The following is a 20,149-nucleotide window of genomic DNA, read 5'->3' on the forward strand; positions in this document are numbered from 1 at the left end:
GTCGGCTCGTCCTGTGCCGTCAGCTCGTCAGATCACGTTCGTACGGCTTTGGCCAGCAGCCCTTCCAGCTGCTGCCGGTCGTGATCGTCCAGACCGCCCAACGGCGAGTCCTTGGTCAGCTGCCGCATCAGACGGGCCCGGACACTCCTGCCCGCCTCGGTCAGCCGTACGCGTTTGGTCCGGCGATCATCAGGATGCGCAACGCGCTCCACCAGCCCGCCGGCCTCCAGCCTGTCGACGACGAAGGTGACGTTGGACGCCTCACAGGCCATCCGGGTCGCCAGCTCTCGCATCGCCAACGGCGATTGCAGCTCACGCAGTGCCAGCGCCTGACTGGGGGTCAGGCCGAGGCCGTGCACATGTGACCGCAGATGATCATCGATCTGCTTGGCCAGCTCGGTCACCAACAGACAGACTTCCCGATCGTTCGCCCTGGACACGTCCGCTCACATCCCCACATTGGGCCCGGACCCGGTTGAGTCCGGTCTGAGAACGCTACCAGAACCAGACCCCGATTGCTACGCACTGAAATAGTTCGAGTTTGAAGCACTCTGGTCGCGAACCCGAGGTCGTACGCTCACAGCCTTTTGATAGCCGGACCAAAGGACGATGCCAGCCCGATCCGTGATGCTCATCGACCGGGGGCTTCCGCTCCCAGCAGGAAGAGGGAGATCGCGGATGTCAGAGAGCGACGCTGTCGTGCCGGCCCAGCACGGTGAGTCGGAGAGCCCGACGGAGAACGAGACCACGCTCGTACGCACTGCCGAGGACACGCCGAAGCGCCCACGTCGCAAGCGACGCTGGTTCTTCGTGGTCGGTGGCGGAGTCCTGGTGCTGGCCGTGGCCGGCGCCGCCATCTACTGGCAGCTGCGGCCGGACTCGACCGCGGCGGCGACGACGCAGTGGGTCTCGGTGAGCACCCAGACGCTCAAGCAGACCGTCAGCGCCAGCGGAACCATCGAGCCCGCCCAGGACAAGGACGTGACCTTCTCCAGCAGCGGCACGGTCACCGCTGTTGACGTCGAGGTCGGCGACAAGGTCACGAAGGGCCAGAAGCTCGCCACCATCGACAACTCGTCGCTGAAGGCCACCGTCGAATCCGACAAGGCCGCGCTGAGCGCGTCCAAGAGCAGCCTCAGCACCCTCGAAGACGATTCCGACACCACCGACGCCGCGCTGGCCTCGGCCAAGGCCGACGTCAAGCTGAAGCGCAGTGAGCTGGCCCAGGCGGAGGACGCACTGGCGGGTGCGACCATCACGGCTCCGTTCACCGGCGTGGTCGCCGACGTCGGTCTCGCCGTCGGAGACTCCACCGGCAGCGGTTCTTCGAGCTCCTCGTCTTCCGACTCCGGTTCCGGAACCGTCGGCACCTCGGCCTCGGACTCGTCCAGCTCGTCGAGCTCCAGCGGCATCACCGTGATCACCACCGACAAGTGGACGGTGTCCGGCTCGGTCGGCGGCGCGGACCTGTCCTCGGTGAAGAAGGGCCTGCAGGTCCAGATCACGCCCTCGGGTTCGTCCACGACCGCCTACGGGACGGTCGAGACCGTCGGCGTGATGGCGTCCTCGTCGTCGGACAGCAGTAGTGGCACCAGCACCTTCCCGGTGACGATCAAGGTCACCGGTTCTCCGAGCGGGTTGCATGCCGGCGAGTCGGCCACCGCGTCGATCATCGTCAAGCAGTTGAGCAACGCACTCGTGGTCCCGACCCAAGCGGTCAAGACCGTCAACGGCAAGGCCGTGGTGGAGAAGAAGTCCGGGAACAAGACGGTCCAGACCAACATCACCATCGGCGACACCTACGGCTTCTACACCCAGGTCAAGAGCGGCCTGGCTTCCGGTGACCAGGTCCAGATCACCATTGCCGCCCGGACCCCGGGTGGCTCCACCAAATCCGGATCGTCCGGTTCCTCCAGCGGCCTCGGCGGCCTGACCGGCAGCGGCAGCAGTGGCGGATTCCCCGGCGGTAGTAGTGGCGGCGGGTTCCCGGGCGGCACGAGCGGCGGCGGATTCCCTGGTGGCAGCGGCGGTGGCCGATGATCCCCGCAACTCTCGACCTTCCGGCCGGGCGGGCGATCGTCGAGCTTGACGGCGTGACGAAGACGTACGACACCGGCGCGATGAAGGTGCACGCACTGCGCGGCGTCACGCTGCGGATCGACCAGGGCGAGTACGTCGCGATCATCGGCCCGTCGGGCTCCGGCAAGTCGACGCTGATGCACATTCTCGGCTGCCTGGATGTGGCCAGCTCCGGCCGCTATCTGCTGGACGGTGCCGCGGTCGAGGACCTCGACGAGACCGATCTGGCCCAGGTCCGCAACGAACGCGTGGGCTTCGTCTTCCAGCAGTTCCACCTGCTGCCGTCGCTGAGCGCCTGGCGCAACGTCGAACTGCCGCTGTGTTATGCGGGCGTCGGGCGGGCCGAGCGCAAGCAGCGGGCCCTGCAGGCGCTGGACCGGGTCGGGCTCGGTGATCGGGTCAACCACCGCCCGAACGAGATGTCGGGTGGACAGCAGCAGCGGGTGGCCATCGCCCGCGCCCTGGTGACCGATCCGGCGATGATCCTGGCCGACGAACCGACCGGCAACCTGGACTCGCATTCCAGCACCGACGTGATGGCGCTGCTGAGCGAGTTGCACCAGTCCGGCCGCACGATCGTGTTGATCACCCACGAGGCCGACGTGGCCCGGGCCGCCGAACGGGTCATCCAGGTCAGGGACGGCGTCATCGTCGATGATCATGACGGCCGCGACGACGCCCTGCTCGCCGTTGCCAAGAACAGTAAAGCTGGTGCATCGGTATGAGGTTGACCGAAACCCTGCGGATCGCCCTGGATGCGATCCGTACCCATCGGTTGCGTTCCCTGCTGACCGTGCTGGGGATCTGGATCGGCATCGCCTCCGTGGTGCTGACGGTCGGCCTGGGACAGGGTGCCTCGGCCTCGGTCAAGAGCGAGATCAGCGCCCTGGGCAGCAATCTCTTGATCATCTCGCCGGGATCGACCACCTCGACCAGCGGTGTCCGCGGCGGGTTCGGCTCCGCGACCACGTTGACCTTCGACGACGCCACCGCCTTGCAGGACAAGGATGTCGCGCCGGACATCTCGGCCGTCGCACCGGTCGCCTCATCCAGCGAGGTGCTGACGGCCGGCACCACCACCTGGACCTCGACGGTCGTCGGCAGTACGCCGCAGTGGGCTAATGTCAGGTCCCGGACAGTGTCGAGCGGACGGTTCTTCACCGAGGACGAGTACAACTCCGGCGCGCGGGTCGCGGTGCTCGGCGAGGAAACGGTCTCCGAGCTTTTCAGCGGCGGCAGCGCGGTCGGGCAGACGATCTCGGTCAACGGCACCGATCTGACGGTGATCGGCGTCCTCGCCTCGACCGGATCCACCAGCGGAACCAGTGACGAGGACGACACCGTCGTGGTCCCGTACACGACCGGCCAGCAGCGACTGGGGATCGGGTCCACCGGCTCGGTCAGCACGATCTACCTGCAGGCGAAGGATTCCGACGCTCTGTCGGCCGCCTACCAGGAGGCCAACGCTGCCCTGCTGACCCGACACGACGTCACCAGCGACGATGCCGACTTCAGCATCACCAGTCAGCAGTCGCTGCTCACGGCGGCGACCAGCACCAGCAAGACGCTGACCATCCTGCTCGGCGGCATCGCGGCGATCTCCCTGCTGGTGGGCGGGATCGGCGTCATGAACATCATGTTGGTGTCGGTGTCGGAGCGGGTCCGTGAGATCGGCCTGCGCAAGGCGCTCGGTGCGACCCCCCGGGTGATCAGGAGCCAGTTCCTGCTCGAAGCGATCGCCCTCAGTGTGGTGGGCGGTCTGCTGGGCATCGGGGTCGGCTGGCTCGGCGCCGTCGTCCTGCCCAAACTCATCAACCAACCCGTGACACTGTCGGCCTGGGCCTCCGCGGGGGCTCTCTTCGTCGCCATCGGCGTCGGAATCGTCGCCGGTGTCTATCCCGCGGGACGTGCAGCACGTCTCGCGCCTATTGACGCGCTGAGGAGCGAATGATCATGGAACTCCGATTCCCGAAGGCAGCCGGCCGGACGGCATCACGGACGGCCGCACTGGGTTCGATCGCCGCACTGGCGATCGTGCTCGCCAGCTGCTCCTCATCGTCCAGCCAGCAGGCCTCTTCCGGCGGATCCGCCGCAGCACAGCCCAACGCGGGTACCCAGACCGGCGCTCCGGCCGGTAACGGCCAGAATGCGGCAGCGGCGCAGGGCACGTTCGGACTGATCGCCGAGGTCGATGGAAAGACACTGCAAGTGCAGAGCTCGTCCGATCAGACCGCGGTGACGTACACGTCCAAGACCACGATCGAGCAGGTCAAGACCGTTACCTCCAAGGACATCGCCGCCGGCTGGTGCGCCACCGTGGTGAGCAGCACCAAGTCGAGCTCCTCGGCCGGCACCGCCCCGTCCAAGATCACCGCGACCTCGGTCTCGCTGACCAAGCCCAGCGGCTCCACCTGCGGCGGCTTCGGCGGTGCGGCAGGTGGTAGCGGCGGCGGCTTCAGCGGCGGCCAGCGGCCGAGCGGCGCGCCGAGCAACTTCCCCGGCGGTGGCAAAGCCGCATCGGCCCGGCCGACCAACATGCCGGGCGGCAACGCGAGCGCCCGCGCGAACATGGGGACCTTCGCCAGCGGCAAGATCACCAAGGTCTCCGGCTCCAGCTTCGTGATCGACGCCGTCTCCCGCACCCGGGGATCGCAGTCGTCTTCGACGGCCAGGACGCAGGCAGTCACGGTGACACTCACCGGGAGCAGCAAGATCACCGCCCAGGCGACCGCCAAGTCCTCGGCGATCAAAGAGGGCCTGTGCGTTCGAGCGAACGGCAAGACCGACAGCACCGGTGCGGTAGCAGCCACGGCCTTGGTGCTGTCGTCGGCGACCAAGGGAACCTGCACGGAGACCGGCTTCGGCGGCTTCGGCGGCCAACGCGGAGGAACCAATGGCTAAGAAGCGCAGGCGGGCACGTACCCGCACCACGGTGATCACCTCGGTTGTGGTGCTGGCGGTGGTGGCCGCCGGCTGGATGGGCTACCGCGCCCACGCCGCCGAGACCAGTGCTGACGACTACGTCACCAGCACGGTCACCAAGGGCGACGTGAACGAGTACCTCGACCTGAGCGGGACCGTCTCCGAGTCGAACCAGTCCTCGGTCGGATTCCCGACCTCGGGCACGGTGACCTCGGTTGATGTCGCTCTCGACGACACCGTGAAGAAGGGCCAGAAGCTTGCAACCATGGACGACACCTCGCTGAAGCTGGCCGTCACGCAGGCGAAGGCGAATCTCGCCTCGGCCAAAGAGGCGCTGGCCGAGGCCGAGGACAGCGATTCGTCGAGTTCCTCCAGCTCGTCCAGCTCCTCGAGCGCGTCGGCGTCCCCATCGGCGTCGACGAGTGCCGCTGCCACGAGCGGGGGTTCGAAGAGCTCGACAACCCAGGGTTCGGGCACCACCTCGCAAGGCGCCGGCAGCACGTCCCAGGGTTCGGGCAAGACGTCCGAGCAGGGCTCCGGCTCCACGTCCCAGCAGGGCTCCGGCACCACGACCCAGCAGGGCTCGGGCTCCACGTCCCAGGGATCCGGCACGAGCACGGGTAGCAAGGGATCCGGCACGAGCAGCACGGGATCCAGCGGCAGCGCCCAGCTGCAGAAATTGGAGCAGCAGGTCAAGCAGGACGCCAAGGATCTCTCGGCCGCCCAGTCGACTCTGAACGACGATCTCACGGCGGAACAGACGGCGTGCAAAGCCATCGGCGTCGAAACGCCGAGCCCGTCGAGCACGCCGAGCGACACCACGTCACCGACGGAGACCCCCACCGAGTCACCGAGCGAGTCCACGACGCCGACAGAGACTGCCACCGAGTCGGCCAGCCCGAGTCCCACTGACTCGGCGTCCAGCGAAACACCGTCCTCGACGCCGACGGATTCCACGTCGGCCAGCCCGAGCGAGACGCCGACCGATTCGGCTTCGGCAACCGCCTCCGACACAGCGACCGACGACGCGGACACGACGGGTCAGAACGCCGATTACGTCATCGGCTCGGCGAACGTCGAGTCCGTCGACGATCCGACTTCGACGTCAACCGCGACCCAGCTCAATCAGGACGACATCAACACCTGCGTCAATGCCATGAAGGCGGCTGTCACGGCACAGCAGAAGGTCACCACCCTGCAGTCGACGAGTGGCAATGACCTCACGACGCTGTCAGCCGCAGTCCAGAAGGCCGCGCAGGCCGTGTCCAGCAGCACCTCCGGCAGCCAGAGCACCGGCAGCACGACGTCCAGCAGCCAGAGTTCTGCGAGCAAACCGAGTAGCACCAGCACGTCGGGTTCGACCACCAGTAACCCGACGACCGGAACCACAACCGGGAAGTCTTCAACCGGCGTCGCGGCCGGCGGCACAACGACGACCCAGCAGCCGTCCGGTAGCAGCTCGTCCGGCTCGGGTCAGCCCACCGCATCGGCGACAAGCCAAACGAGCACTTCCACATCCGGCAAGGCTCTCTCGGGTGGCTCCGGAGGCACCAGCGGCGCAGCCGGTTCGTCGGCCTCGTCCAGCGCGGCCGCGACCCAGGGCGGATCGGGCCAGGGCGGGACGACCACTGTCGCGGAGGCCAAGGCGACCGTGACCACCGACAAGATCGCTCTGAAGCTCGCCGAGAAGCAGCTCAGCGAGGCGACGATCAAGGCCCCGATCGCGGGCACGGTGGCCAGCCTCGGCTTCGCCACCGGTGACTCGGTCTCCACCAGTGACGAGATCACGATCACCGGCAAGGGTGCGACCGTGATCACTGTCGACGTGCCCGAAGCCAAGCTGGATTCAGTCAAGAAGGGCCAGCAGGCGACGGTGGGCACCAACAACTCCGCCGGTGAGATCACAACCGTCGGACTGCTGCCGACGTCGGATTCGACGAGCAGCTCCGACAGTGCGACCTATCCGGTCACGATCACTGTTGCCGACCCGCGTGATGATCTTGCCGATGGCACCACGACCAATGTCAAGATCCTGATGGCCCAGGTCACCGATGTGGTCCAGGTACCGGTGTCTGCCGTCACCCAGAACGGAACCTCGGGGACGGTGACCGTGCTGAAGAACGGCGAGGCACAGCGTACGAGGGTGCAGATCGGGGCTGTGGGGTCGACGACTGCCCAGATCACGTCCGGCCTGACGGTCGGCGAGACCGTGGTGATCGCCGATCGGAGCGAGGCGCTCCCGTCATCGAACTCCTCGACCACCAGCACCCGTAGCTTCGGCGGCAGCGGCAGCTTCAGTGGCGGCGGCAGCTTCGGCGGTACGGGATCCGGACGACGCTGAGCGATCAGCGGCCGCCCGGCGCCTGGGACGGTCTGACCGGTCGGCCGGCGAGCCGATCGGTCAGCCGGCCGCCGGAAAGCACGACGGTCCCCCGGACCAGCACCTGATCGATACCTTCGGAGAGCTGCTTCGGATCCTCGAAGGTGGCCCGGTCGCGTACGGCCGAAGGGTCGACCAGGGCAAGGTCGGCGATCCCACCCACCCGTACCCGGCCATGATCGGCCAGCCCGTAGCGTACGGCTGCGTTGTGGGCGGACAACCCGGCCAGCTCGGGCCAGCTGAAATCACCGCGCTCCCGGCCGAACAGGCTGTACATCCGTGCCGCGCAGCCGTAGGCCCTGGGGTGCGGGGCACCACCGAAGAAGATCCCGTCCGAGCCTGAACAGGCCCCGGACAACGAGAACTGCCGAGCAAGATCATCATCTGTCCGCGGCTTCGGAATGATCATCACAGTGGTCGCGGCCAGATATGACTCGGCGAGCACCTGATAGGCCAGGTGCAACGGGTCGAGTCCCCGTCGCAGCCCTGCCTCGGCCAGCGTCAGCCCCTCCAGATCAGCGTTGGCCGGGTTTCCCGCACCGGCCAGCCGCAGCCGGTCCGCCCAGCCCGACCGCAGATTGGTGTCGGCACCCATCCGGGCCTCGAATTCGGCCTGCAATGTCGGCCATTGGCTGTGATCACGAAGGATCTGGGCAGCTTCGGCGTTGCCCCGGGCGACGAGATCACGCGGCAGCAACGCCATGCTGAGCAGGCTGAATCCCGCGAAGTACGGGTAGGCGTCCCAGCTCAGGTCGACATCGGCCCGCCGGGCGCGCTCTAACAGCTCGGCCATCAGATCCGGGCGAGCGTGGAAATGCGAGATGTGACCCTTGACGCCCGCAGCGCGACAGATCGTGATCAACTCGTCCACGGCGGTGGCCGAATTCTCTTCGTAGCCGCGGATGTGAGACACGTAGAGGCCGCCGACCGCCGCGACCGGGGCGCAGAGCGCAGCGAGCTCGGCCGGGTCGGTGAAGCTGCCCGGCACATAGTCCAGCCCCGAGGACAGGCCGACCGCGCCCTCGGTCAATCCGGTCTCGACCATCGTGATCATGGACTTCAGCTCGTCCCGGCTCGGTCTTCGGGACTCCCGTCCGAGGACCTCATAGCGGATCGTCCCGGCGGGCAGCAGGTAGCCGACGTTGAGCCGGGTGGTGCCGTCCCAGGTCTCCAGCAGCGCACCCACTCCACCTCCGGCATAGGTGGGATGGGCGCCCAGCAGCGGGCCGAAATAGTCGGTCGCATAGCGGCCGTCGCCGGGTGCGTACGAGACGCCGTCCTGCCCGGTGATCACGGTGGTCACTCCGGATCGCAGCAGCGCCAGTTGCACGTCATCGTCCAAGATCCGCGCGTCGGCGTGAGAGTGCGCGTCGATCCCGCCGGGCATGATCAACAATCCTTCGGCGTCGATGATCTTGTCCGACGGGCGGGAGCCCGCCTGTGGACCGATGGCGACGATGCGTTCGTCCTCGATCAGCACGTCACTCTCGTGCTGGCCGTCGATCGGATCGACGATCTGCCCGCCGGCAATCAAAGTGATCATGATCAGCTCCGCTCCCGAAGAAGAGTTCGGGCGTTCTAGAAGTAGGTCGGAATGGCGCCGCGCACGCGGTCGTTCTCGACCAGCAGGGCCGAGCGCCACTTGTCGAACATGGTGCAGGGATGCGAAAGTCCTAGCCGGACGACCTCCCCGACGGCCAGCGATCCCGGTTCGGAGAGCCGGACGTAGGCGTGCTGGTCGTTGGTGTTGAAGACCTCGGCGGCCGGTGCGTCGACCAGGTCACCGTCCCGGACCACCTTCTGCACGACCGGGAGCCCGGCGTCGTACGGGATGTCCCGCTTGCCCACGTCCAGCAGGACAAGATCAGCTTCGGGATGGGAGATCACCCGAGCCCAGACATGGGCGGCGGCAACGAAAACCGGCCCGGTCCGGGTGGCCGCCGGCGTCGAGCGCTTGTAGGTCCCGTCGTCATGCACGACGTAGGCCCCGGACCTCAATACCAGGCGCGCATTCGGTGCCACGGCCGCGATCGGACCGAGGATCTCCACGACCAGATCGAAGAGTGCACTGCCGCCGGCGGTGATCACCACCTCGTCCGTCTCGACCAGTGGAGACAGCTCCGCGACCAGCTCACCCATCGCCGTCAGGAAACTCCGAACACCGGCGATCCGCTGGTCACCCTCACCCGGTACCGATCCTTCATAGCCCGCGATTCCTCGCAGCTGCAGTCGCGGTGACTCGACCACCGCCCGCGCGATGGCCAGCGCATCGTCATGATCACGGACGCCGGCACGGGCCTTGGGGTGCCCGATCTCGAGGCAGACCGACAGCGGGCGTTCGGCACCTGCGGCAGTCAGCGCCTCGGTCATCAGTCGTACGCCCTCGGCCGAGTCGACCCAGGTGATCACCTCGAAGTCGGGGTCGGAGTCCTGCTCCCGTGCGAGCCAGGCGAGTCCCTGTGGAGACAGGAACTCGTTGGCCACCACGACACGACCGATGCCGGCATCCCGAGCCACCCGCAGCTGCGCCTCGTTGGCGACGGTGATCGCCCAGGCGCCCTGTTGCAACTGCCAGGACCACAGTGCCGGGCACATCGTCGTCTTGCCGTGCGGAGCGATCGATGCGCCGTGCTCGGTGACCCACGACTGCATGGTCGTGATGTTGTGATCCACGTCGTCCAGATCGAGGGTGAATATCGGCGTGGACAGTTCATCGAGACCAAGATCAACCTCCGGGCCACGACACTGGGCGGCAGCCAGCGTCGCACTCCAGTTCTTGTCCCGTACGTCCAGCTCGATCAGATGGCCGCGAACGGCATCAAGGCGTGTCACAGGACGACAGTAACGCCGCGTCAGTAGCCGAGGTCGCGGTGGTACACGTTCCGCAGCGGCATGCCGTCCCGCCAGCGGCCGAGATTGTCGATGAACAGGTCGATCAGAGTCGACTTCTCCGAGGCGACCACCGATGCCGAGTGTGCAGAGATGAGGACGTCGTCGCGGTCCCACAGCGGTGAGTCGTCCGGGAGCGGCTCCGGGTCGGTAACGTCGAGCGCGGCGCCGCCGAGCCGTCCGCCGCCGGGCAGCCCGTTGATCAACACCTCCTCCAACGCCGACTGGTCCAGCACCTGTCCGCGGCCGACGTTGATCACGATCGCCCCATCCGGCAGTGACCGGATCAGCTCACCGGTGATCATGCCGGCGGTCTCGGAGGTGATCGGCGTCGCGAGCACCAGGACGTCGGTGCGTGGGATGATCTTGCCCAGGACCCCGGTGTCACCGATCTCCACCCCGGGCAGGTCGGGCCGGCTGCCGCCGGGCCGGCCGAGTCCGGTCACTCGGGCTCCCAGCGCGGCGAAACCTGTTGCCGTACGCCGGCCGATCTCGCCCAGGCCGATCACCGTCACCGCCCGGCCGGCCAAGGTCCGGGCCTGGTAGCGCTGCCAGCGATGCGCCGTCTGCCGGGCGCGGAGCGCGGGCAGGTCGCGCAGGAAGTGCAATGCCCCGGCCAGGGCGAATTCGGCGAGCGGGATCGCATGCACCCCCGCGGCGGTGGTGATCACCACGTCGGAGTCATCGAGGTCCAGCCGGCCGACCATTCCTGCGACACCCACGTAGGTGGCCTGGATCCAGCGCAGCGCGGGGCTGTTCTGCAGCGTCTGCTCCGGTTCCATCCAATCGAACCCGAGGGTGATGCCAGCCCGGGACAGGACCTTGCGCCAGCGCTCCTGACCTTCCGGGTCCAGCTCGGGACGCCGCCCGGCCCAATCGCCGGCGAATCTCGGCTGCGGCACCAGGTCGGCCTCGTACACCACCTCACCCGGCCAGGCATCGCAGAGCCGGTCGACGAGCGAATCCGCGAGATGGCTGGTGATCACAATGGTCTCGGTCATCTCAGATCTCCTCGTGCAAGGCATCGACGAACCAGCGGGTGATCGATGTCGGATAAGTGATCGCAGTGCCCACGACCACCGCATGGGCACCCGCCTGCAGGCACGCGCCGGCCTGCTCGGCGGTACGGATCCGGCCCTCCGCGAGCACCGGCACCTCCACCGCCGACGCCAGGTCCCGTACCAGGTCGACGTCAGGGCCCTCGGAGCGTGGTCGAGCTCCGGTATAGCCGGCCAGCGTGCTACTGATCAGGTCGGCACCGGCAGCAGCGCTGGCCAGGCCGTCCTCAAGATCACCGACATCTGCCATCACCAGCGCATCCGTACGATCATGGATCGTCGCGATCACCTCGGCCAGGTCCAGACCGTCGGGACGGGGCCGGCGGGTGCCATCGATCGCGACGATCCCGGCACCCGCTGCGGCAACCGCAACGGCGTGATCGACCGTAGGCGTGATGTAGACACCCTCCGAGCCGACCTTGACCAACCCGATGACCGGCACGTCGACCGCGGCACGGATCAGCCGGATGTCATCGAGTCCCTTGGCCCGGATACCCACCGCACCGCCCGCGACAGCTGCTTCGGCCATCCGCCGCATCACGTCGGGATCGAAGAGCGGTTCACCGGGATATGCCTGGCACGAAACGATCAGGCCGCCCTCGAGCCGGCCGAGCGGATTGATCATGACTCTCCCTTCACCGACACGGATCCCAGGGTCTGGCGCAGGAAGCGGGCGGCTCCGATGACACCCGCGTCGGCGCCGAGGCCGGCAGGCACGATCGGCGTCCGGGCCACCAGGGGCAGCGTCGCTGCCGCCGCGGCCGTTCGCACCTCGTCCCACCACAGGCGCCCCGCCGATGAGAGGCCGCCGGAGATGATCACGACATCCGGATCGATGATCGTGATCAGGCCGCCGACGGCTGAGCCCAGCGCCGTCGCCGAGGTCCGTACGACCTGAGCGGCGTCAGGATCCGTGGCGGCCCGGGCAACGATGTGGCGGGCATCGCCCAGGCGCGGGTCGCCGCCCAGCCGGTGGTAGCCCTGGACGATGCCGTAGCCGGACGAGATCGCTTCCAGGTGCCCGACAGCACCGCAACTGCAGAGCAGGTCGCCGGCGGCGGGAGCGTTCACATGGCCGAGGTGCCCGGCGGTGCCGTGCGCGCCCTGCAGCGGCTTTCCGTCGAGGACGACTACCGCACCGAGACCGGTTCCGGCCGCGATCACCAGCACCGTGGACCGACCGGCGCCGGCACCACACCAGGCCTCACCGACACCGTGCGCGTGGACGTCGTTGAGCGCGGCGGCCGCGGCGGCGCCGAGTGCAGTCGCGAAATGGACGACGAGGTCGGTTCCGGCCCAACCCGTGAGCAACGCCGTCGCGGAGGTGACCACGCCGTCGACGATCACGCCGCCGGCACCGATCCCCACTCCGGCGACGGCCGTCCCGGAGCCGACCTCTCGCCCGAGTCGCACGGCAGTGGCCAGGATCGCGTCCCGGGCGTCGGACGGCGTCGCAGCCTGCGCGCGCCGGAGGACCCGACCGTCGCGATCGACCAGACCGGCGGCAATCTTCGAACCACCGATGTCGATTCCGATGGTCGGCGCGTGGTTCATGGCGCCAGTCTGACGTGCGGTGGCCGCTGACATCGCACTGGTCCCGGCTGATCGGAAGGCAGGGAAACGAAAACGCCGGTCTCCCGGTCCCGGGAGCCGACGTTTCCACTTGGCGGTGGCGGCGGGATTTGAACCCGCGGAGGGTTTCCCCTCACGCGCTTTCGAGGCGCGCTCTTTAGGCCGCTCAGACACGCCACCGCCGCAGAGAGTACCAATCGAGCGCGTCCGGGACGAAATTCTCGGCCTCGCCAGGTCCGACGTCATCGGCCCCCGGCCTGCCGGGTGATGTAGGTGACGGCGACGAAGCTGGTGAAGATCGACAGCAGATCGTCGCCGGTGATCCGGATCTGCCGCTGGCCGCTGCGTTCGACGCCCTTGGCCCAGGTCGCAATCTCGGCCAGGTCTGCAGTCTGCAGGTCGACCTCCAGCACGGCCGGTTTCGCGATGCCGGGCAGCGACAGGCCGGCTGCGGCGATCTTACGGACGGCCTGCTCGGCCGCCGCCCTGATCAACCGGACCGACTCGCTGGGATGCAGGTTGTCGGCGGCGCCGCGGGTGATCGACTGCTTGGTGATCACCGACTCCGCATCCGCTGCGAAGGGCAGAGCCTCCAGCCAGGTCACCTGGTCGCCGGTGACCAGTCCGATCGGCACCCCGAAGTGCTCGGCCACCAGAGCGTTGATGCCACTCTCGCCGACCTCGGTCCCGTTGACCGCCGCGCGACTGAAAACCGACGGGTTGTACGTGTGGGACAGCGTCGACGGCGCCCCGGAGATCGAGCCGTGGTAGCCGACGAAGAAGATCACGTCGAAGGTCTCATCCAGACCCTCCATCATGTAGCGCGGTTTGTGGCCGCCGGAGATGTACCGCGCTGCCCCGCTGATCCGGCGCGGATCGAGATTGGCCATCCGGCCGTGGGAGTCGTTCAGCACCACCTCGGTCGCACCGCCGGCGATCGCCCCTTCGATCGCGGCATTCACCTCGGCCTGGAGCAGTTCGCACCCGAGTGCGTAGCCCGGGTTACCGGGGCGGCATTGCTCCCAATCGACGACGCCGGCGACACCTTCCATGTCCAACGAGATCCAGACCTTCACCCAAGCTCCTCCGTCACCCTGGCCCATCGCGTCCGGATGTCTGACCCCGACCCGATGTTTCACGCATTACATTAGTGGGAGTAAGTTTTCAGACTTGTTACGCCTGAAACTCACCGGGTGCCCGGTGGGTGGCGAAGAAGTCCCGGATCAGGTCGCCGCAGCGTTGCTCCAGGATCCCGCCGACCACCTCGACCCGGTGGTTGAGCCGGGAATCGCGGACGACGTCCCAGAGCGAGGCGACGGCGCCGGCCTTCGGGTCGTACGCCCCGAACACCAGCGTGCGGATCCGGGCGGCGACGATCGCACCGGCACACATCGTGCAAGGCTCGAGGGTCACCACCAGAGTGTGGTCGTCCAGCCGCCAACTGCCCCTGCCCTCAGCGGCCCGGCGGATCGCCAGCACCTCTGCGTGCGCCGTCGGATCCCCGGTCAGCTCGCGTTCGTTTCCGGCGACCGCGACCACCGTGCCGCCCGGATCGAGGACCACCGCACCGATCGGCACGTCCTGATGATCAGCGGCGAGGCCGGCCGCTCCGAGCGCCGCCTCCATCGGCTGCCGCCAGTCGAGCGGCTTGCCTGTGCCGTACGACCCCACCGCGGACGGCTCAGTCGCCGAACTCGGCGTCGACGACCTTGCGGAACTGCGGCCCGATCTTGATCTTGTCGGCCACCTCGGTCAGCAATTGATCACTGCCCAGGTCAAGATCATCGCAAAGTGCGGTGAGATCGAATTCGGAGATACCGAGATCCTTCAGGATGCCCAGATCGCCGATCGGCTCGGCCTCGTCGTCATCCTCGTCGGGAATGTCCTCACCCAGGAGGTCCGCCACGTCACGGGCGATCGGCCAGTCGTTGGCTGCGGCGCTGTCGTTGAGCAACAACTGCACGTGCCGACCCCGGACGCGTACGATCACGGCTACCTCGCCGACCAGGCTGACCAGTCCGACGGCGCCGCCGTCGCCGGGCAACCGGCGCAACTGCAGGATCAATTCGTCAAGATCATTGGCGAGATCCTCGGAGAGGGCGTTGACCATGCTCTGGCCGTCCTCCCGATAGGCGGCGACGATGAAATCGACATCCTCGGGCTCGGCGTCCTCAAGATCATCGAGGTCGTCGTCGCCCTCGGTATCGGCACCGTCGTCAGGATCATCGGCCTCGGCCAGGTCACGGCTGGAAGCCGAATCACGCGGATCCTCATCGGGGTCCAAGGACTCGTACTCATCGTCGTCGGCGTCCGCCACGATTCCTCCACTACCGTTTTCAGCCCGGTCCGCTCAGGCCCGAACGAACCGAATCCCTATCGTGTCAGATGATTCGCGTTCGCGGATAACTATTCCGTCGCGAATCAGCCCGTTCACACCCTTCCGCGCGCCCGGTACGGTGCACCTGTGAAACTGCTCGCCGTCGACCACCCGCTGGTCAGCCACAAGCTCACCGTGCTCCGCGACCAGCAGACCGACTCGCCGACCTTCAGGCGGCTGACCGAGGAGCTGGTCACGCTGCTGGCCTACGAGGCCACCCGCGAGATCCGGGTCGCGCCCCGCCGGGTGCAAACCCCGGTCGCCGAGGCCGAAGGCGTCTACCTGTCGCTGCCCCGGCCACTGGTGGTGCCGATCCTGCGCGCCGGACTGGGGATGCTCGAGGGCATGACCCGGTTGATGCCGTCGGCCGAGGTCGGCTTCGTCGGCATGGTCCGCAACGAGGAGACCCTGCAGCCGACGACCTATGCCGAGCGGCTGCCCGACGATCTGTCCGGGCGCCAGTGCTACGTGCTGGACCCGATGCTCGCGACCGGCGGCACGCTGGCCGCGACCGTACGCTTCCTGGTCGCCCGCGGTGCCGACCACATCACCTGCATCTGCCTGCTCGCCGCACCTGAGGGCCTGCAACGGATGGAGCAACTGCTGGACGATCTGCACGTGCCCTGCACCGTCGTGGTCGCAGGGGTCGACGAGCGGCTCAACGAGAAGGGCTACATCGTGCCCGGCCTGGGCGACGCCGGCGACCGGCTCTACGGAGTGGTCGACCACTGACCGTGCACAATTGCGGGCCAGATGGCTTCACAGGCCCGCAGCGGCAGGTTCCGCGGATCTGGCCCGCAGATGTTCCCACTCCTACGCGGAAGCCGGGACGCGTTGCCGCACCCGCCCGACCATGATCGACATCACCGCCGCCGCGATGCAGAGGGATCCGGCCAGCAGCCAGGCCAGCTCGTAGTCGCCGGTGCGGTCCCGGATGACGCCGGCTCCGGTCGCGGCGACCGCGGCGCCGATCTGGTGACTGGCGAAGACCCAGCCGAAGGCGACGGGCGCGTCGGCCCCGAAATGCTGCCTGCACAGGGCGATCGTCGGTGGCACGGTCGCCACCCAGTCCAGCCCGTAGAAGACGATGAAGATCCAGGTCGACGGCTCGGCGGTCGGCTCGAGCAACCTGGGCAGCGCATAGAGCGACAACCCGCGCAACGTGTAGTAGATCACCAGCAGCACCCGGGCATCGATCCGATCGGAGAAGAATCCGGACGCGATCGTGCCGACGATGTCGAAGACGCCGACCACCGCGAGCAGACTGGCGGCGGTCGTCGGCGGCATCCCGTGATCATGGGCCGCCGCCACGAAGTGGGTCTGGATCAGTCCGTTGGTGGTCGCCCCGCAGATCGAGAAGGCCGCGGCGAGCAGCCAGAAGGCGGGTCGTTTGGCGCAGCGACCGAGGACCGACAGGGCGCGCTGCAGCGATCCCTGCGATGAGGTCACGGCCGGCACCGCGTAGCCCTGCGGAGCGCCGTACGGCAGGACGCCGACATCGGTCGGGCGGTTGCGGATGCCGGCGATGGCGATCCCACCTGCGACCAGGGCTGCCCCGGCGGCCGTGAGCGCGGCCGATCTCCAGCCGACGTGCTCGTTGAGACGGGAGAGCACCGGCAGGAAGATCAACTGTCCGGTCGAACTGCCCGCGGTGAGCACGCCGATCACCAGGCCGGCCCGGTGCACGAACCAGCGGCCGGTGATCAGTGCGGCGAAGCTGAGCGCGATCGAGCCGCTGCCCAGGCCGACCACCACACCCCACAACAGCACCAGCTGCCAGGCGGCGGTGACGAACACCGCGGCACCCGAACCGATCGCGATCGCCACCAAGGCGAAGCCCGCCACCCGGCGGACCCCGAACCGCTCCATCAGTGCTGCGGCGAACGGGGCGAAACAGCCGTAGAGCACCAGATTCACCGAGACGGCGAACCCGATGGTCCCCCGGCCCCAGCCGAATTCACGCTGCAACGAATCCATCAGGACGCCGGGCACCGATCGGAAACCGGCCGCGGCGACCAGCGTCAGGAAGGCGGCGCCGGCGACGATCCAGGGCCAGCGGGTCGCCGTCCGGGTGGGCGCCAGCACGGCTGTCGGGTCAGAACTCTGCACAGGTTGAATCTCCCTGATCCCCACCTTCACCGAAAGTGGCCGGATCGCCATAATGTGCAAGAATCTGGCCATGTCCGTCAGTTCTCTTCGGCACCGCGCCCCGCACCATGTCGTGGTCCTGGCGATCCCTCCGGTGGTCGGCTTCGACCTGACGATCCCGGTCCAGGTATTGCCCAGCGCCCGCGGCGACAATGGCGAGCGGCTCTATCAGGTCTCGGTGGTGACGCCGACCGGCGAGCCGGCGATCAGCACCCACGGCTATGCGATCGCCCCGAGCGCGCCGGTCGAGGCGCTGCGGACCGCGGACACGTTGATCATCCCCGGCACCCGCAATTCGGCGATCCGCACCGAGGGCCGACTGGACGAGGTCACGGCCGCCGCTCTCGCCATGGTTCCCGCCGATGCCCGGCGGATGTCGATCTGCACCGGCGCATTCGCGATGGCCGCGGCCGGCTGGCTGGACGGCCGCACGGTCACCACCCATTGGGAGTCGGCGGACGACCTGGCCCGGCTGCATCCGCAGGTGACCGTTGCGCCGGACGCACTCTTCATCGACGACGGCGACGTGCTCACTTCGGCCGGTCTGGCGGCCGGGATCGACCTCTGCCTGCACGTCCTGCGGGCCGATCACGGTACGGCGATGGCCAACAAGGCCGCTCGCTATTTGGTGGTGCCGGCCTGGCGCGACGGCGGTCAGTCCCAGTTCATCGAGGCGCCGCTGCCCGATGTCACCCGCGGTGGCACCGCAGGCGTACGCGCCTGGTTGCTGGAGCGCCTGGACCGCCCGGTCAGCCTGGCCGAGATGGCGGCGTACGGATCCATGAGCGTACGGACCTTCACCCGGCGGTTCCGGGACGAGACCGGCCAGACGCCCGGCGAATGGTTGATCCGCCAGCGTGTCAACCGGGCCGCGGAACTGCTGGAGACGACCGAACTGCCGATCGACCGGGTCGCCGAGCAGTCCGGGCTGGGATCGGCAGCGTCGCTGCGCCAGCACTTCAAGATCACCTACGGCTTGGCGCCGCTGGCCTACCGCAAGGCCTTCGCCGGCGAGCCGGCCAGAAATTGACCCGGCCGGAATCGATGTGGGCCGAGTGGGTACCGGATCGCCATGGCACGGTATCCGGGAGCCGAGCAGTACCTGCCGCGGCGGCGGAATCTGACCGAGCTGCGCAAGGCGATCGATCACTGCCACGGCTGCGATCTCTACCGGGATGCGACCCAGGCCATCTTCGGCGAGGGGTTGAAGCGGTCCCGGTTGATCATGATCGGCGAGACACCCGGCGACGTCGAGGACCGCACCGGGCATCCCTTCACCGGGCCTGCCGGGCACCTGCTGGACAAGGCGCTGCAGGTCGCCGGACTGGATCGCGGTGAGCTGTTCCTGACCAACGCCGTCAAGCATTTTCGGTACCAGACCCGCGGCGCGACCGGCAAGCGGCGGATCCACAAGACTCCGAGCCAGACCCAGGTCGCCGCCTGTCGCCCGTGGCTGGAGGCCGAACTGGATGTCGTACGACCTGAGGGTGCGGTCGTTCTCGGCAGCGTGGCAGCGCACACCCTCTACGGGCCGGACTTCACCGTCGGTGATCATCGCGGCGCGATCATCGACCTCCCGGACCGGCGGGCGTGGGCCGTGATCACCATCCATCCATCGGCGGCGCTACGGGCCGACGATCGGGCGGCGGCATTCGACGGACTGGTGGATGATCTTCGACTGGCCGCCGACCGGCTTGCTGGCTGACAATCCCGCCGAACCCCGGTGACGTTCGCGTGAACGGCCCGCGACCTCGCGCTTGATGGAGATCGCGAGTCCGGACCCCACGCGCGCAGATGTCCGGGAAACGTCGTGTTCTCTGATCGAATGGACCGGTGCCGGACCACCATCGGTCCGGCCGATCGAATACCGGTCGATCGATATCGGTCGATCGATATTGGGAGCCAGGAAGGACGCGATGCGAGGTCAGACGCGGTACGACGGTGGCGAACGGACCAATGCCCGGGTCGGGCTGGCCTGCTTCGGCCTCGTCATGGCGGTGCTGACCGTGCTCATCGCCGCCTGCGCCTCCACACCGCCTGCAACCCATCCGTCGCCCACCGGCACGGCCGACGCCACGACCAAGGGCCAGGGCCGGACCCGTCCGGCCAAATCGGCGACCGCTCGGCCAACAACCGCCGGCTTCGACAAGCACGCCTATTCGGTCACCAACGCCGGCAGCCTGTGGGTGATCGTGAACAAGAAGCATCCCCTGAAGCCACTGAAATACCGGCCGAAGCTCACGGTCGTCGACGGCCGCCAGGTGGACCGGCGGATGGCTCCGGCATTGCGACAACTGCTCGCCGGTTCATTGAAAGCGAAGAGACACCTGCACGTGGTGAGCGGCTACCGGTCCTACGACTATCAGCGCACGGTCTTCCACGGCCTTGCCGCCCAGCAGGGTCGGTCCGCAGCGGAGAAGTGGTCGGCCAAACCCGGCTACAGCGAGCACCAGACCGGGCTGGCCGTCGATCTCGATCTCGCCTACAGCACGAAATGCTCGTTGCAGTCCTGCTTCGGGAATACCGAAGGCGGCCGCTGGCTCGCCGCGAACGCCTGGCGCTACGGCTTCGTGATCCGCTACACAGCGGCCGACAAGGCCGTCACCGGCTACTCCGCCGAACCCTGGCACATCCGCTACGTCGGCAAACCGCTGGCCGCTGAACTCCACCGCACCCACGCGACCTGCCTGGAGACCTTCTTCGGTGTCACCGGCGGCGCGTGAC

Annotated in this window: 19 protein-coding genes and 1 tRNA gene; 9 read left to right on the top strand and 11 right to left on the bottom strand. The window is 67.9% G+C overall.

The features are described from left to right. Positions 1-32: 32 nt before the first annotated feature. On the bottom strand, positions 33-440 hold the full coding sequence (locus IEY07_RS17895) for a MarR family winged helix-turn-helix transcriptional regulator (RefSeq protein WP_188896770.1): 408 nt from the start codon (positions 438-440) through the stop codon (positions 33-35). Between the two features lie 238 nt (positions 441-678). On the opposite strand from IEY07_RS17895, the gene IEY07_RS17900 reads away from it, so the two are divergent. From IEY07_RS17900 to IEY07_RS17920, 5 genes are read left to right on the top strand one after another with little or no spacing between them, the layout of a single operon-like run. Next, positions 679-2,040 (top strand): efflux RND transporter periplasmic adaptor subunit, encoded by a 1,362-nt coding sequence (locus tag IEY07_RS17900; protein WP_188896771.1) that lies wholly within the window; start codon positions 679-681, stop codon positions 2,038-2,040. Continuing rightward, the gene (locus tag IEY07_RS17905) at positions 2,037-2,804 is read left to right on the top strand and encodes an ABC transporter ATP-binding protein (protein ID WP_188896772.1); all 768 of its coding nucleotides are present in this window, start codon (positions 2,037-2,039) and stop codon (positions 2,802-2,804) included. The genes IEY07_RS17900 and IEY07_RS17905 overlap by 4 nt, the downstream gene beginning before the upstream one ends. Beyond that, the gene (locus IEY07_RS17910) at positions 2,801-4,030 is read left to right on the top strand and encodes an ABC transporter permease (RefSeq protein ID WP_188896773.1); all 1,230 of its coding nucleotides are present in this window, start codon (positions 2,801-2,803) and stop codon (positions 4,028-4,030) included. Before IEY07_RS17905 ends, IEY07_RS17910 begins: the two co-directional genes overlap by 4 nt. A gap of 2 nt (positions 4,031-4,032) precedes the next feature. After that, positions 4,033-4,980, top strand: coding sequence for a DUF5666 domain-containing protein (locus IEY07_RS17915; protein WP_188896774.1), 948 nt, complete (start codon positions 4,033-4,035; stop codon positions 4,978-4,980). Continuing rightward, positions 4,973-7,342 carry an efflux RND transporter periplasmic adaptor subunit gene (locus IEY07_RS17920; RefSeq protein ID WP_188896775.1) on the top strand — a complete coding sequence of 790 codons (2,370 nt, stop codon included), beginning with the start codon at positions 4,973-4,975 and terminating at the stop codon, positions 7,340-7,342. The genes IEY07_RS17915 and IEY07_RS17920 overlap by 8 nt, the downstream gene beginning before the upstream one ends. A gap of 4 nt (positions 7,343-7,346) precedes the next feature. Here IEY07_RS17920 and IEY07_RS17925 read toward each other — a convergent pair whose 3' ends face one another. The 9 genes from IEY07_RS17925 to IEY07_RS17965 form a co-directional block, all read right to left on the bottom strand. Next, on the bottom strand, positions 7,347-8,924 hold the full coding sequence (locus IEY07_RS17925) for an N-acyl-D-amino-acid deacylase family protein (RefSeq protein WP_188896776.1): 1,578 nt from the start codon (positions 8,922-8,924) through the stop codon (positions 7,347-7,349). Between the two features lie 35 nt (positions 8,925-8,959). Next, entirely contained in the window at positions 8,960-10,213 is a 1,254-nt protein-coding gene (locus IEY07_RS17930) for an alanine racemase (protein ID WP_188896777.1), read from the bottom strand. Between the two features lie 20 nt (positions 10,214-10,233). Continuing rightward, positions 10,234-11,271, bottom strand: a complete 1,038-nt coding sequence (locus IEY07_RS17935) for an NAD(P)-dependent oxidoreductase (RefSeq protein WP_188896778.1) — start codon at positions 11,269-11,271, stop codon at positions 10,234-10,236. Between the two features lies 1 nt (position 11,272). Beyond that, complete coding sequence (locus IEY07_RS17940; RefSeq protein WP_188896779.1) at positions 11,273-11,953, bottom strand: N-acetylmannosamine-6-phosphate 2-epimerase; 681 nt, start codon at positions 11,951-11,953, stop codon at positions 11,273-11,275. Further along, positions 11,950-12,882 (bottom strand): ROK family protein, encoded by a 933-nt coding sequence (locus IEY07_RS17945; RefSeq protein WP_188896780.1) that lies wholly within the window; start codon positions 12,880-12,882, stop codon positions 11,950-11,952. The genes IEY07_RS17940 and IEY07_RS17945 overlap by 4 nt, the downstream gene beginning before the upstream one ends. Before the next feature lie 110 nt (positions 12,883-12,992). Further along, positions 12,993-13,080 (bottom strand) — tRNA-Ser (locus IEY07_RS17950). Between the two features lie 62 nt (positions 13,081-13,142). Next, a complete protein-coding gene (locus IEY07_RS17955; RefSeq protein ID WP_188896781.1) occupies positions 13,143-13,976 on the bottom strand; it encodes a M55 family metallopeptidase in 834 nt (277 codons plus the stop codon). A gap of 97 nt (positions 13,977-14,073) precedes the next feature. Then, a complete protein-coding gene (locus IEY07_RS17960; protein ID WP_268239244.1) occupies positions 14,074-14,571 on the bottom strand; it encodes a nucleoside deaminase in 498 nt (165 codons plus the stop codon). A gap of 10 nt (positions 14,572-14,581) precedes the next feature. Further along, positions 14,582-15,217: a tRNA adenosine deaminase-associated protein gene (locus tag IEY07_RS17965; RefSeq protein ID WP_188896782.1), complete on the bottom strand. Its 636-nt coding sequence runs from the start codon at positions 15,215-15,217 to the stop codon at positions 14,582-14,584. Between the two features lie 147 nt (positions 15,218-15,364). On the opposite strand from IEY07_RS17965, the gene upp reads away from it, so the two are divergent. Further along, on the top strand, positions 15,365-16,009 hold the full coding sequence (gene upp, locus IEY07_RS17970; RefSeq protein WP_188896783.1) for a uracil phosphoribosyltransferase: 645 nt from the start codon (positions 15,365-15,367) through the stop codon (positions 16,007-16,009). Positions 16,010-16,090: 81 nt separating this feature from the next. Here the strand turns inward: upp and IEY07_RS17975 are convergent, their stop codons facing one another. Further along, the gene (locus IEY07_RS17975; RefSeq protein ID WP_229670266.1) at positions 16,091-17,386 is read right to left on the bottom strand and encodes an MFS transporter; all 1,296 of its coding nucleotides are present in this window, start codon (positions 17,384-17,386) and stop codon (positions 16,091-16,093) included. Positions 17,387-17,456: 70 nt separating this feature from the next. Between IEY07_RS17975 and IEY07_RS17980 the strand changes: the two genes are divergently transcribed. The 3 genes from IEY07_RS17980 (at position 17,457) to IEY07_RS17990 (ending at position 20,148) form a co-directional block, all read left to right on the top strand. Next, entirely contained in the window at positions 17,457-18,455 is a 999-nt protein-coding gene (locus IEY07_RS17980) for a GlxA family transcriptional regulator (RefSeq protein ID WP_188896785.1), read from the top strand. A gap of 42 nt (positions 18,456-18,497) precedes the next feature. Then, the gene (locus IEY07_RS17985; protein WP_188896786.1) at positions 18,498-19,130 is read left to right on the top strand and encodes a UdgX family uracil-DNA binding protein; all 633 of its coding nucleotides are present in this window, start codon (positions 18,498-18,500) and stop codon (positions 19,128-19,130) included. 211 nt (positions 19,131-19,341) lie between these two features. After that, positions 19,342-20,148: a M15 family metallopeptidase gene (locus IEY07_RS17990; protein WP_188896787.1), complete on the top strand. Its 807-nt coding sequence runs from the start codon at positions 19,342-19,344 to the stop codon at positions 20,146-20,148. Position 20,149: the final 1 nt, after the last annotated feature.

It is taken from the genome of Microlunatus endophyticus, assembly GCF_014646195.1.
Classification (GTDB): domain Bacteria; phylum Actinomycetota; class Actinomycetes; order Propionibacteriales; family Propionibacteriaceae; genus Microlunatus; species Microlunatus endophyticus.

Excerpts from the sequence above, each read along its gene's own strand:
- IEY07_RS17900 (WP_188896771.1), top strand. The coding sequence starts at position 679 with ATGTCAGAGAGCGACGCTGTCGTGCCGGCCCAGCACGGTGAGTCGGAG.
- IEY07_RS17905 (WP_188896772.1), top strand. The coding sequence starts at position 2,037 with ATGATCCCCGCAACTCTCGACCTTCCGGCCGGGCGGGCGATCGTCGAG.
- IEY07_RS17910 (WP_188896773.1), top strand. The coding sequence starts at position 2,801 with ATGAGGTTGACCGAAACCCTGCGGATCGCCCTGGATGCGATCCGTACC.
- IEY07_RS17915 (WP_188896774.1), top strand. The coding sequence starts at position 4,033 with ATGGAACTCCGATTCCCGAAGGCAGCCGGCCGGACGGCATCACGGACG.
- IEY07_RS17920 (WP_188896775.1), top strand. The coding sequence starts at position 4,973 with ATGGCTAAGAAGCGCAGGCGGGCACGTACCCGCACCACGGTGATCACC.
- IEY07_RS17925 (WP_188896776.1), bottom strand. The coding sequence starts at position 8,924 with ATGATCACTTTGATTGCCGGCGGGCAGATCGTCGATCCGATCGACGGC.
- IEY07_RS17935 (WP_188896778.1), bottom strand. The coding sequence starts at position 11,271 with ATGACCGAGACCATTGTGATCACCAGCCATCTCGCGGATTCGCTCGTC.
- IEY07_RS17940 (WP_188896779.1), bottom strand. The coding sequence starts at position 11,953 with ATGATCAATCCGCTCGGCCGGCTCGAGGGCGGCCTGATCGTTTCGTGC.
- IEY07_RS17945 (WP_188896780.1), bottom strand. The coding sequence starts at position 12,882 with ATGAACCACGCGCCGACCATCGGAATCGACATCGGTGGTTCGAAGATT.
- IEY07_RS17980 (WP_188896785.1), top strand. The coding sequence starts at position 17,457 with ATGTCCGTCAGTTCTCTTCGGCACCGCGCCCCGCACCATGTCGTGGTC.
- IEY07_RS17985 (WP_188896786.1), top strand. The coding sequence starts at position 18,498 with ATGGCACGGTATCCGGGAGCCGAGCAGTACCTGCCGCGGCGGCGGAAT.
- IEY07_RS17990 (WP_188896787.1), top strand. The coding sequence starts at position 19,342 with ATGCGAGGTCAGACGCGGTACGACGGTGGCGAACGGACCAATGCCCGG.